This is a genomic window from Haladaptatus halobius (assembly GCF_020618475.1).
GTDB lineage: Archaea > Halobacteriota > Halobacteria > Halobacteriales > Haladaptataceae > Haladaptatus > Haladaptatus halobius.
In genome coordinates, this window is the sequence record NZ_CP085336.1 from 324,710 (window position 1) to 337,282 (window position 12,573).

The window sequence follows — 12,573 nt, forward strand, 5'->3', positions numbered from 1 at the left end:
CTCACTACGTTTTAAAGCCCCATTTCCGGCATAGAAACTGAATGTGTGATCCAACTACTGGCAACTCTCAAGGTATCCTCACCTCGATAGCATCGGTTTCAGATTGCTACTTCTGGTCGTACATAAATCAATAATTGATCGCATCGTTTACTATGCCATGAGCGAAACGATCGTCTCGACATCCGAGCACACTCCCAACGACAAGTGGTGGATTCCAATTGGAATGCTTGCTGCCCTCGTCCCAATTATTGCTCTCATTGCAATTGCTCTGCCACCAGATGCCTACACGTCGTTGATCACCACTCCATTTGCCCTGCTTGGCGGTTTTTTGACGCTCCTCTCTCCGCTCATTATCTACTTCGATAAGCAATATGTTACTGCCGTTTCCGACTGGAATCCATCTGGCTGGTATTACTGGATGATTATTCCCGTAATTGGATTCGTGCTTCCTTACCTGTATCTCTATGAGCGGCACAAGTACGTGGACACTCCGTAATTCGATCTCTTCGATTACTGCTTGATAAAATCCAGCTACACAGTATCTCTGACAAATCAGCTAAACCGATACAGTGTTTGACCTTTGATGATATACACGCTATTTTCATCTGATGAGACGAAGTTGATGTAGCCTTTCTTCTGAAGCGAGAGCGTCGTCACAGACGTACCGGTACGCTGCTTTCGCAGCTGAATCCGATTTGTTGCGGGGTCAAATGATGGGACCGTGTTTCCGAGAATTGCCGGGAAAACCTGTTCTGAATTAACTTTCCACAGCTCTTTCCCAGTTTTCGCATCCACGCTCCGAACCCCGCCATCAACAAAATAGACCACACTATTCGAAACGCCAAGCCAATAGACATCTTCTGTTGTCTTTGTCGTCCAAGCCAGGCGTTCTTGTTCAGGATCAATCGCATACACACCGGACGGAACTGTTGTCCCTGGAATCAGCGAATGCGTCGTACTGTAGAGAAGACCATTTGCTGCGACGAGTGTGAACTCAACCGAAGCCGGGACTGTGAACTGTTTTTGACGATCTCCTGAGACAATATCTACAACCTGGATTTCTGTCTCATCTCCCCGAGTAATGGGGATGTACAGATTGTTTCCGACGATCGCAGTGGAGCGTATCGACTGCTGTCGTCCCGTCTGCTGATCACTGGCTGAAAACGACTGGCCATTTTCTGGGAGTTCCCAGAGAATATCACCTGTGTTCGCATCCATTGCGTGGATCAGAAAGGTATTGGGTGCTTGTTTCGTGGCAATTGCGACACCTGAATGGTGGAGGCGTATGAGTGCTCCAGCGACGATTTCGGTTCTCCATTCGAGTGTACCCTCTTGACGATCGATCGCGTAAACGAAGTTCTTGCGTTTTCCTTGGTGACGAAACTGTACACTTGCATAAACGGTTGTCTTCGTTACTGTCGGGACTTCAATTTGAGTGTTGGTCGCTTGTTTTACAGATGGAGTGAATGTCCACTGTACCGCTCCGGTTGCTTGATTCAATGCGCATAAGGCTTCATCTGAATGTTTCTTGAAAACAGTGTAGAGGGCACCATCAATGGACACAACTGCTGAGGATGCAATTTGATTGATTTGCCATTGCTTACTGAGAACTGAAAATGCCGGTGTGTTACTTGTTGGTGAATGATTTGTGTTAGCAGCATCGTGGTAGGGGTGTGTCCAGTTAGCTCTGTCAAACTCAATTTTCTGTGGGGGACTTTTCGGTGCTGTTTGGGCACTACAACCGGCGAGAGTAGTACTAGCGGCAAGTAAAAGGCTATGTCGGAGGAATGAGCGACGAGAATGTTTAAAATCCATAGTATCTCTCTTCACTCGCATGCGAAAACGCTTTCTGCGATTTTTCGCATGACACCTTTTGTGAGGAGATTGTTTAGAAAACCTGCTTCATAGTTCGTACACCCGAGCACGAACACTGACAAAAACGAAGCACCAGCCCACAAACACCTACTGAGGAGGTCGTCTGGTAGCGTGTCTGTATGCCCACACCTGCTTAGTGCAACTCCATAGCGAACAATTTCATATGGAATGGGGCTTCTTTGTCCTGTTTGTTGGTTTGTCGGTTCTTCAACTCATAATATACTCGGACTAGCTGGCCAACGAAGACGAGTTGCGCATACGTTCGTCGATGTGTCATATCTTCTCGGTACCACGACTACATTAGTAAAACCGTTCTTGCTTCTCAATTGTAGATGGTGAGAGTGCGATCCACGTCTGAAGTGGGGACAAGCTCATCGCCACACATTATTAGTGAATAAACAGAGGTGGATGGGGTATACGATGTCATCAACTAATTTTCCCTAGCTGCTGAATTCGGGAGCTATAGCCAACTAGACACTCCCGGCGGGTAAATATTAAATATCTGATAACACGCCAATCCACAGCAGTTTATCACTACCCGTGAGGAACTGAGAATGCAGAATTCGAGTCTTCAAAAATTGATACTCAAAAAACAATTCGACAAAGACAAGGGGCCGTCGCCGTGACACAAACTGTACGAAGATGGCGACGACACAATACCCAAATATCGAGCGAAGGCAATGCCGCATAGCTGAAAATGTCGATGAAGGTCTGTTCGCATATCGTAGACGACAGCAAATCACTATTGAGTAATATGACTCAAGCAGGACAACTAGCGGACGAACACGACGTTACGGGGACGCCCAAACGCGGGCTCATCATGTCCACGCTCGTCTTCTATGCGGGCCTCACCACCATTGTCTTTTACGGTGCGGCAGGGCCAATATTAGAAGAACACTTGGCGCTTGCCGGCGTACTGCACGGACTCTTGCTAGGGTCACCGCACCTTAGTAAGGCAATCCTCAGAATCCCGTTCGGTGCGTGGGTGGACGAAGTCGGCGGACGGAAACCACTCCTCATCCTCATGGCGTCGACAATTGTTGGAACGACAGGTCTAGTTATTACGCTGTTTCTGACCTATCCAGAGAATTTCGACATGAGTCTGTACCCCATCTTGGTTTTCTTCGGTTTCCTCGCGGGTGCAGGTGGTGCGACATTCTCCGCCGGAATCACACAAACTTCCTACTGGTACCCTAGTGATAAACAGGGGTTCGCACTCGGCGCGTTCGCTGGCGTCGGCAATATCGGTCCCGGGATGATTGTCTACGTCCTCCCCGTCCTTATCGGTATCTGGGGACTGACCATGGCATACTCGACCTGGTTAGTATTCCTTCTCGTCGTCACCGCGATCTACGTGGTGTACGCTGTCGATCCGTACTACTTCCAGCTTCGCAAGAAGGGTAAATCTCTAGAGGAATCACAAGAAATCGCTGAAGAACTCGGCCAAGATATCTTCCCGTCGGGTGGCACGTGGGATTCGCTGAAGACATCCGCGAGAAACCGCCGAACGTGGATTCTCGTCTTCCTCTACACAGTTTCCTTCGGTGGTGGGTTCACTTCCCTCTCTGCTTGGTTCCCTACCTACTGGGAACAGTTCCACGAACTCACACTCACCACAGCGGGGCTTCTCGCGGGTATCTTTATCGTCTACGGATCGCTTATCCGGGTACCTGCCGGAAGTGTCAGTGATAGATTCGGCGGCGAAATTGTTGCTATAATCAGTTTCGGCGTTATGGCCCTCGGTAGCGCAATCATGACCGTCGCTACCGGCTTCTGGCCGGCCATCCTCGGGATGATGGTACTCGGAACCGGGATGGGATTCGCCAACGCAGCTGTGTTCGAGCTAGTCCCGAAGTTCGTCCCGGAAGCCGTCGGTGGGGCATCGGGGTGGATCAGTGGCATCGGCGGCGGCGGAACGCTCGTCATCCTCCCACTAATGGGACTTTTCGTGGACATATACGGACTCCTCGGCTACGCGAGAGGTTTTGCCGTCTTCATCGTATTGAGCCTGCTCTGTGTCATCGTTGCAGCAGCCCTCAAATGGCTGATTTCAGACCCCAAAGAGACTGCTGATGAAGCTGCTCTCCACTAACCCCCTCTAACTGCCGGGTTTCACCGGGTAGCGAATTCAGTATCGTGAAGAATAACGTCTGGTCCTTATTTTTCAGGCTTCCGGTGGACTGTTAACACTGGAATCTCCGAGTGACGCACGACCTTTTCGGTGACGCTTCCGAGGAGGGCTCGTTTGACGCCAGCCCGTCCGTGAGTCCCCATGACGATGACGTCGGTATCGTGGTCATCTGCATACGTGAGAATATCGTCGTGAGGGTTCCCGCGACGAACTGCTGCTGTTGTCTCGATATCCCGCTCTCTGGCCTGCTCGACAATGGCTTTCGTTGCCTGCTGGCCTCTTTCTTCAAGCGCATCCAGAAGATCATCTAAGCCAGAGAACCCTTCCCCCATGCCAGAGACGGACGTGGGCTGGTCAACAATATAGAGTACATGCAGTGTTGCATTGTGGGCTTCAGCAAGGTTGAGTGCCATCTCCACTGCAGGCTTGACTGGATCACTACCGTCGGTCGGGATAAGTATTCGGTCGAACATACGCTGTTCTCTCCCTATAGAATGGTAGTTCATAGCACGTTAAACCGTTGGTTACATCTTCGTCACACCGCCTGACGCCGATCTGAAAGTAGTATAGAGAGCCCCAGTGCGTAATGTACATCCACGACGAACACGAAGATGAACCCATGAATTCAAACGAGCGTATGCTGTGGACCGGCGGGCACGGAGTACTTCTCCTCCTCGTGCTTGCGGGGATCGCATTCGTCTCGGGCTATTGGGCGATTCTCCCCGCACTCGGACCTGCTGCGTATCTCCTCGTTCTCGACGCTCACAGCTCGGACAACGCGCCGGCGAAGGTGGCTACCAGCTACGGAGCTGCATTGGTGATCGGCTGGGTCGCATACCAGGCGATAGCGCAGGGGATTGCTCCCACGACAATCGAACCGATGTCGGAACCAGGGCTCCGTCTGGTCGGGAGTGCATTAGTTGCGTTCGCTGGCACGACTACCGTCTTTTATATCCTGCACACGCACCAGCCGATGGCATTTGTCGCGGCGTTTACGACAGCGATTGGAGCGCTTCCGACTATCCAGTCACTTGTCGTAGCGGTTACCGCGGCCCTTTTTATGGCCGGCATCCAAGCCGCTCGCCGCCGATATAGCCCCGAATTCTCCAGTTCGCCAGGCCAAACCAACGCCCGGTTGTTTGAAATGTGAGCATAAACGGTTCATCTAATCTACCGACACATTCTACCTGTATTGGTCGTTCTGCTCACCCGAAAGCTGGAGAAGACCCCGTACAAGATATACGCTCTCAATTAAGTACGCTGTTTGTATCAATCGATGAGGGTTTCAGCAGAGCCGATAATCTGTAAGACCTACAAATGCTTAAGATAGCTCTGGGTGACTCATTCTCGGATCAATCGGCTCCATCATTCGTGTCCTTGATCCGTCTCTCGCCCACACACTTCGCAAATTTCTGATCTCCATCTTCGGTGGCTAAATCGGGCCGAATGAAGCGCGCCCGAACGGTGGACAGACGGCCGGCACAGACGGGTGCCAAGTGGGAACATTTCTCATTTGACGTCGATGTCCCCGGGAGTGGTCGAAGTCACTAACCAGAGCCACGAGCACCCCGCAGAGTACCAGTACACCGTGTCCATAGACGATGTGACCAAAGAACTGATAGCCTGCACTTGCCACATCACGTTCACCGCAACGCCTTCTATAAGCACATGGCCGCCGTCGAAACCGCGAGGGACGACGATACCCTGACGGCGTTCCTATCGGACGACGACGAGGCGGACGACGATGCTGAACCGGCAGAGTGCGAGTGTGACGGCCTGAATGGCTTCCCGTGCTGGCCATGCGTGCGAACTGGACGGACAGAACTGCCGAACTAATCCACGCTTCAGTCTTTTTTATCCATGGCACGCCAAGTGACGTTCTCGGAGATCACCGCCCACCGAACGCTGACGGAAAGCGCGGATGCTGCGACCGACGATACACCGGAGACACCGACAGACCTGCTCGGCCGAGCACAACAGCACGCAACGAATTTTGCCACTGAGCATTTTCCTGACCTGCCGGTCGAAACGATCGACTGGGAATTCTCATATCGAGCACAACGGCAAGCGGGCGTCACGAAATACGATCCCAAAACGGGTGAGATCACGATTGCGCTCACATGGGCGGCGTACGAACACCACAGTTGGGAGCAATTCAGTTCGACAGTCCGATATGAACTCATCCACGCCTGGCAGTATCACGAGTTTGGCGAAGCGGATCACGGAGCAACATTCACCCAATGGACAGACTGCCTCGACACCTCGAAACTCTGCGAACGCTTCGCTACACCAAAGTGGTAGCTGGTGTGCGAGAACTGAGGTGGTCGGGTTCCCCGGTATCGACGCTCGAAGACTGTGCACAACCCCGAGCAATACTGCTGTAGTGGCTGTGATGGGTCGCTCCGTGTCGAGGAGGGTAACAGACAGTAACCATATCTCACTGTCTTCACGACAACCGGTGGCATCGGTGCCACACAATGACGTTTTGCTTTCGTAACGCCAAGTTGACGTATGAGCTTAGTACTCGCTTCTACGAACCCGCGCCTTACCTTCATCCGCGACATAATTGTCGCAACGGTGGTGATGGTCTGTCTCTACGGACTCGCCCTCAACGTTCAGTTCCAATGGCTTCAAATTCCGGGTTACCTCCTCATTGTCGGGTTTGACGTTTTGGAAGTGACGTTCGGATCTGCAGGAGCCAATTATTACCTCCTGTTCGCATTGTATCTCATGGGACTCGGAATACTCGGCGCTCTTCTCGCTCATCGTCTTCGTGAACGCGCATCTGAACGTGCGCTTTCCTGGTGGCGAGTTGGCGTGGCGAGTGCTCTCGCCATGGTTGGTGTCCTCTCACTTTTGTTTGCGCTATTCGTTCTCATCGGCACATCTCAGCGAACGCCTGTCCTTATTACCATTGCAACGAGCCTCATTCTGTTCGCACTGGCAGGGTGGCTCGCTGGGATAGGTAGAAAATGAGAATCAGCGTATACCGGACAGTACTTCAACGGAGGTGCCAGTTCAAATAGATCTCACATATCGGGAGTCAACGATTCCTCTGCATATTGGCCGCAAGTATCACTCTAGCGGCAATTCCCCGTTCTATGGAGTTACTGACCTTAGTCCTTACCACCATCACGGCGTTGTGATTCCATGCGTTCTGTTGCCAATGCGATTCGTTCGAGCGCACGGACTGCCCGCCATACCAGATAGAATGCCAATGCCGCCGACGCCAACCCAAGCCAGAGCAGTGGCGAACCTGCAATCAGAATACTATACAGAAGAGTAATGATCGCTACGACGATGAGGCCGATTCTGTATGTTTGTCTCCGATTTTCTATAGACATACTCCTAATATTCTTTGTGAGATAATAATCTGTTCGGTGAAAATAACGTCCGAGTCTCCGAACTAAACCTCTCCAGATCTTTATTCTCAAGTCAATAGCCAAACACTCGTTTTCTACTTCAAGAAATGCTACATGAGCGAGTTCACCAAGGAAACTAATTCCAAGACTCACCAAGAGCTGTATGCATCGTCGGTGTTCGACCGTCCGCCACGAGTTGATCCACGCATGGCAGTACCACGAGTTCGGAGAGGCTGACCACGGGCGAACGTTCGCCCGCTGGACCAATGCGCTCGACACAACCCAGCACTGCGAGCGATTCAGATCGCCGAACTGGTGGATGATTTGCGAGGATTGCGGTGAGCAACTGGCGCGCTACCAGCGTTCCAAGGTCGTGAAACACCCCGAGAAGTACAGTTGTGGTGAGTGCGATGGGTCGCTGCGGGTCGAGAAGACTGCCGGACAATGAGGACAGAGTATCGTGGTCCCCGCTGTCAGCGGGTTGTTGGGCCTGTAACGGTGTCTAGTCCGTCGCGGGTCTATCCGAATCCGTGCGGACATCGGATTGCTGCCCCTGATGAATTGCTTGAGGTGGGCGATCTGCACCCATCACGCCCTGATGTGTGGGTGACGGACTTCCTCGGTGAATCTCACTGACTCCCGCTGACGCTTTCGGCTCTCCGTCACTCTTTCATTCGTTCGTTTTTCCTTGGTACAGGCGCTCACACTGGCTAGTATAGTATACTAACCTACACGGTTCTGCTGAAGTCCTCAGAGCGTGACAGGAATGGTGTACTGAATAGAGAGGGTGTATTCAGCACGATCGCGCCTTTCTATTTAGTAAACTAATCTCTGTCTGTCGAATACAGTGCGCTGAAAACAGAGTATCTATCCAGGAACGGGCTGCTCTGTTGAGAGCATCTCGTCTCTCGTTGGGGACTGATATGGGGCTTTATTAGTTTGCCAGTGAAATCATTGGTATGACGCTTGATGTAGAGGTTCCGGAATCACCGGATCTCTCGAACCGAGGGATGCCGCGCGAGTTTGAGTGGCAGGAAGAGACGCTGGGATCAGAGGACTTCTACCGCGAGGACATCGAAGATCTACTTCAGGAGGGTGCGTGGAAGGAGGGGTTCAACGAGTGGACCGAGTACACGAATCTCGATGAAGAGCAGATCCAAATTGTCAGCGATCTCGGCCTGTTCCAGACGTTCGACTTCTACTGGGACCCAACCGAAGATCGTCTTCGCTTCGATGCCCCGACGATTCCGGACGACTGGCGGGAGCGAGAGGCGACCGAATCGCTCGATTCGAGTGCGGTTTCGATGATCGATGCCGCGTTAGATGATCTCGGCCGGGCTGTGCAGGAGGTACTGGAGGACTACCTCGAACGGAACGACGAAGCGTCCGATTATGGTTGGGGTGAGGAGACGTACGGCAATCGCGAAGAGTGACCCCAGTGTGGTTTCTCGCTGCCGCGAACCATAGATACCAATAGAAGCCACGTTTGGCGCGTATGGTCGCACGAGCGAAGTCCATCTCGGGAGTCGGCGCAGCTGGCGAAGAAAAACAAAAGTCTCCTCCTCTCCACTGAGTGGTATTTGAGTCATCTCTGTCTACCACTTCGACCCCTCACAGGAGGCCAATTGCTCGGTAACCGATACGCGCCCTGTATTCAGTACAACCGCTAGAACCTCTCACGTCTTGAGGGTTTCAACACGGTCATGTTAGTAGACTATACTAGCCCCAGCGTATCTACTTTCGCTCTGGCTGGCGATTGTTTCCACCAATTCGGAGCGAAATCTCCATGTCTGCTCCGTGAAACAGACCTATTTAATACACTCTTCAGTAAGCTTGCCGATGTCTTGACTGAGACCCGAGACGGTGCGATCCACGCCGAGAGGGTTGCTACGCGACTGCCCGAAAAATGACGGCACAAATGGCTCATGAACGGATTGAGTATCAGCGGTGCCAAAATCTGATCACATATCTTCAGTGATTGAAGTAGGTGCTAAGTCCAGCTGTCGATCCATTCAAAAACAGCTAGTAGTCGGTTACTTTATATATGATTGGAGGATTTGTCGGCTCGAAAAATAGTCTTCGACGGGCTTCAAGCCGTCGATACGCGAACGGCTGTTTAGTATCGAGCGTATCCGCCATCCACGGGCGGTCACAGCAGAAAATTTTGACTCGCGTATCCACGCTAAAGTACCCAGTTACTGGATGCCCGTGTAGCACGAAACAATGGTGGCTGCGCGAGATGGCAGCCACTGCTGATCAGATCAATCGATTACTATTGACACTCACTACCATCGAAGAGTTCGGCATTGTGAGCGCGTTGATATCGTGTTGTAACGTCATCCCAATTAACTACCTGCCAGAACGCATCGATGTAGCTCCCGCGATCGTTTTCATACTGGAGGTAGTACGCATGCTCCCAGACGTCAAGTACGAGTAATGGTGTCGCGCCTTGGATGGCGCGATTGTTATGATTTTCTGCTTGAATCGTGAGAAGTTCATCTGCGAGGTGATCGTACACAAGCATTCCCCAGCCGGAGCCTTCAACGTTTTCGGCAGCGGCCGCGAACTCGTCTTTGAATGCGTCGAACGAACCAAAATCGGATTGGATTGCACCAGCAAGATCGCCGTCTGGCTTGCCACCACCATCAGGCGACATATTTTTCCAGAACACAGAGTGGTTGACGTGCCCGGAAAGGTTGAATGAGAGATCACGTTTAACTGATTTAACCTCCTCGAAATCACCCGCTTGTCTCATCTGAGAAAGTGTTTTCAACGCTTGGTTTGCACCATCGACATAGCCTTGGTGATGCTTGTCGTGGTGGAGCTTCATAATGTGTTGATCGATTTGCGGTTCGAGTGCATCGTAGTCGTACGGGAGGGGTGGAAGTTCGTATTGCATGGATTGTGAGTTCGACGAGGTCGCGATAACGTTTGATGTACCGAGCGCTCCGACTCCGGCGGTGATTCCCATTGCTTGGAGGAATGAGCGCCGATCTGCGGCAGGATGATTGAGAGGAAGTTTGTCAGTAGGGTCGGGCATTGCTGTGTGCCTCCATAATTAGATCATTTGCCACCTACAAAAATAAACTGGCCATCGTGACACTGATTAGTACGTTGCTATCTACATGAAGTGTTCTTCATTTTCGCTTTGACTGGCGTCTGTGTCTTATAGGTTCTAGCGAAGCGTCTTCTATGCTCCGTGAGATGCCCCCTGTTCGATACGCTCCACAGCGAGCTTGCGATCGTCTTGGAGGAGACGCGGGACGACGAGATCACTGCTGAGCGGCTCGCCACACGAATGCTCGACAGTGACGGGGGCAAATGGCTCATGATCGGCCTCACTGAGGGTCCAACAGTGGTTCTCACCTACAATCGGCTGATGAATTCGATCATCCGAACACCGATCGAGCGTGATAGTCTAGATGGGAATGGACGTCGGTAGATCGACCGTCGGCGAACGGAAGGGCACGTACTCGAATCAGTGCAACAGCTCAGGCGGGAGTATTTTGACTGGGTTCATCCGTGCTATCGGTGGGTATTCGATGCAGAATACACGGTCGAATACCAGATACAGTCGCTTCATTGAGAGTGGCATATGTTTTGTGGTAACGTTTAAAAAGAAATTACCATGTGTTGACCAGTACTATTTTGCTCTTTCAATTGATATGAATACTATGAACCGTCGTGGCTACCTCTTCGCAGCTGGATCTAGTTTCGCAGGAATCGCGGGCTATCTCGCAACATTCAACCCACTACATCTACTCTCTAGCTCCGGAAAACTCATCATTGAGTGTACTGGAGACGTGGAGCCAGAGACGCGACGAACAATCTCCGTTACCGTGGGGACGTATTCGTTTGACCAGTATCTCCGCTCAAGTACGACCCCACCAGAGTGGAACAATACCATTCTCTTTCAAGAACTCTATCGACTTGCTCCTGGCGAGCAGGTACAACCAGAGGTCTTTGTCGGTGACCCAGGGCAGTATCGTCTCGACATTTGGGTTCAAGATCGTGGTACGACTGGGACACAGGTTCGAATCACTAACGACGGTACTCTCGCGAATGCTCATCGGGTCACTATCACGGCGAGTGGTATCGAGCATTCATTCAGATAACCGCATTGCTGACGCGGTTTCCCAACTCATTACTGTGAGGATTACGGCAGCCAGATTACCTATTATCGCCATTCGAAGATAGTTCACAATCCTGACCAGTGCCGTAGGAGTGATTGTGGGTGATTGTTTCGTATTGAGGGCAACAGTAAATGACAACGAAGTACCAATGTCCACTCGATCTCCTTCAGTTCGAGATACTTGAGACACCGTTCAACTCACATCGCAGGAAAAGAAGTCTGTTTTCTGATAATCTGGCTTGTTTTAAGATGACTGATTGGTTCTATAACCGAAGTAGAACGTGCGACGGCAGCGAGATCGATTTCTTGAATTTGCTTGATTTGAGGCGATTAACTGCCGGTTGAGAGTATAAGCGAAAGTGAAATCGGCCAGGTCGCCGCCCTCTCGACATGGGGCGACTCACTGATAGTCGTGGTGCGCCTCGGAAGGCTCGAAGTTGTTCCGGTCGGGATGGGGGGCAGCGCTTGCCAACCGACTTTTTGAGGGGCGGAAGAATCAACCGAAAAAGGTCGAAGGAATGCGCGTGCCAACTACTTTCCGAATGATCAAGTGACACAGTTAGAATTGAGTCGCGGTTGCAGACGCGACCTCGATTTCGATCTGTGGGTTTGGTGGCTCATTGGTGAGTGCCTGACGATGGTACTCCGGCCACGTCTCTTCATCAGGACCAAGATATTTCGCGAATACTTTCCGTGCTGCGTCGTTGATACGCGCAGGATCGTCTTGCACTGTTGCTGTTCCTAACAGAGTAACCATCCACTCTGCATCTCCATCAGTGTTTTTCTCAATGGAGACTGCGACCTGCGAGTTCTGCTGAATATTCGCGAGTTTCTTACCATCGGTAAGGATGGACAGCGTCTCATCGTTGTATGCGTACCAGACGGGGGCAACGTGTGGTCGATCATTGACCGACGTGGCGAGATGGGCCATGAGCTTCGCATCCCTGATAAGTTCGTCAACGTCGGGTGAAATATTCATGCAGAGATGTCGCTTGCTATGGGTAAAGCTTGACTGCAAAGGTTCAGGCTTGAATCGTTTGAACTCAAACGAGCATCAGTTGACTCGTAGCAAT

13 protein-coding genes are annotated in these 12,573 nt (G+C 51.5%); 8 read left to right on the forward strand and 5 right to left on the reverse strand.

Annotated features, from left to right (window positions below; all coding sequences use genetic code 11):
- Positions 1 to 157: 157 nt before the first annotated feature.
- Positions 158 to 496 (forward strand): hypothetical protein, encoded by a 339-nt coding sequence (locus LIW51_RS18365; RefSeq protein ID WP_227377906.1) that lies wholly within the window; start codon positions 158 to 160, stop codon positions 494 to 496.
- 56 nt (positions 497 to 552) lie between these two features.
- On the opposite strand, the gene LIW51_RS18370 is transcribed toward LIW51_RS18365, so the two are convergent.
- The gene (locus tag LIW51_RS18370) at positions 553 to 1,815 is read right to left on the reverse strand and encodes an outer membrane protein assembly factor BamB family protein (protein ID WP_227377907.1); all 1,263 of its coding nucleotides are present in this window, start codon (positions 1,813 to 1,815) and stop codon (positions 553 to 555) included.
- 814 nt (positions 1,816 to 2,629) lie between these two features.
- Here LIW51_RS18370 and LIW51_RS18375 point away from each other — a divergent pair.
- Positions 2,630 to 3,967, forward strand: a complete 1,338-nt coding sequence (locus tag LIW51_RS18375) for an MFS transporter (RefSeq protein ID WP_227377908.1) — start codon at positions 2,630 to 2,632, stop codon at positions 3,965 to 3,967.
- 65 nt (positions 3,968 to 4,032) lie between these two features.
- On the opposite strand, the gene LIW51_RS18380 is transcribed toward LIW51_RS18375, so the two are convergent.
- Positions 4,033 to 4,479, reverse strand: coding sequence for a universal stress protein (locus LIW51_RS18380; protein ID WP_227377909.1), 447 nt, complete (start codon positions 4,477 to 4,479; stop codon positions 4,033 to 4,035).
- A 146-nt stretch (positions 4,480 to 4,625) separates the two neighbouring features.
- Between LIW51_RS18380 and LIW51_RS18385 the strand changes: the two genes are divergently transcribed.
- The 4 genes from LIW51_RS18385 to LIW51_RS18400 all read left to right on the forward strand — a co-directional run bounded on the left by LIW51_RS18385 (position 4,626) and on the right by LIW51_RS18400 (position 6,982).
- A complete protein-coding gene (locus LIW51_RS18385) occupies positions 4,626 to 5,156 on the forward strand; it encodes a hypothetical protein (RefSeq protein WP_227377910.1) in 531 nt (176 codons plus the stop codon).
- Positions 5,157 to 5,635: 479 nt separating this feature from the next.
- Complete coding sequence (locus LIW51_RS18390) at positions 5,636 to 5,842, forward strand: hypothetical protein (RefSeq protein ID WP_227377911.1); 207 nt, start codon at positions 5,636 to 5,638, stop codon at positions 5,840 to 5,842.
- A 24-nt stretch (positions 5,843 to 5,866) separates the two neighbouring features.
- A complete protein-coding gene (locus LIW51_RS18395) occupies positions 5,867 to 6,307 on the forward strand; it encodes a SprT-like domain-containing protein (RefSeq protein ID WP_227377912.1) in 441 nt (146 codons plus the stop codon).
- 210 nt (positions 6,308 to 6,517) lie between these two features.
- Entirely contained in the window at positions 6,518 to 6,982 is a 465-nt protein-coding gene (locus LIW51_RS18400; protein ID WP_227377913.1) for a hypothetical protein, read from the forward strand.
- Positions 6,983 to 7,122: 140 nt separating this feature from the next.
- Here the strand turns inward: LIW51_RS18400 and LIW51_RS40460 are convergent, their stop codons facing one another.
- Positions 7,123 to 7,350, reverse strand: a complete 228-nt coding sequence (locus LIW51_RS40460; protein WP_497007399.1) for a DUF8066 domain-containing protein — start codon at positions 7,348 to 7,350, stop codon at positions 7,123 to 7,125.
- Between the two features lie 181 nt (positions 7,351 to 7,531).
- Here LIW51_RS40460 and LIW51_RS18405 point away from each other — a divergent pair, with 181 nt between their 5' ends.
- Both LIW51_RS18405 and LIW51_RS18410 read left to right on the forward strand, forming a co-directional pair.
- Complete coding sequence (locus tag LIW51_RS18405) at positions 7,532 to 7,816, forward strand: SprT-like domain-containing protein (protein WP_227377914.1); 285 nt, start codon at positions 7,532 to 7,534, stop codon at positions 7,814 to 7,816.
- Positions 7,817 to 8,327: 511 nt separating this feature from the next.
- Entirely contained in the window at positions 8,328 to 8,801 is a 474-nt protein-coding gene (locus tag LIW51_RS18410) for a DUF7992 family protein (RefSeq protein ID WP_227377915.1), read from the forward strand.
- An 839-nt stretch (positions 8,802 to 9,640) separates the two neighbouring features.
- On the opposite strand, the gene LIW51_RS18415 is transcribed toward LIW51_RS18410, so the two are convergent.
- Positions 9,641 to 10,339 carry a superoxide dismutase gene (locus tag LIW51_RS18415; RefSeq protein ID WP_368411823.1) on the reverse strand — a complete coding sequence of 233 codons (699 nt, stop codon included), beginning with the start codon at positions 10,337 to 10,339 and terminating at the stop codon, positions 9,641 to 9,643.
- 1,720 nt (positions 10,340 to 12,059) lie between these two features.
- Positions 12,060 to 12,479: a pyridoxamine 5'-phosphate oxidase family protein gene (locus LIW51_RS18420; protein WP_227377916.1), complete on the reverse strand. Its 420-nt coding sequence runs from the start codon at positions 12,477 to 12,479 to the stop codon at positions 12,060 to 12,062.
- Between the last annotated feature and the right edge of the window lie 94 nt (positions 12,480 to 12,573).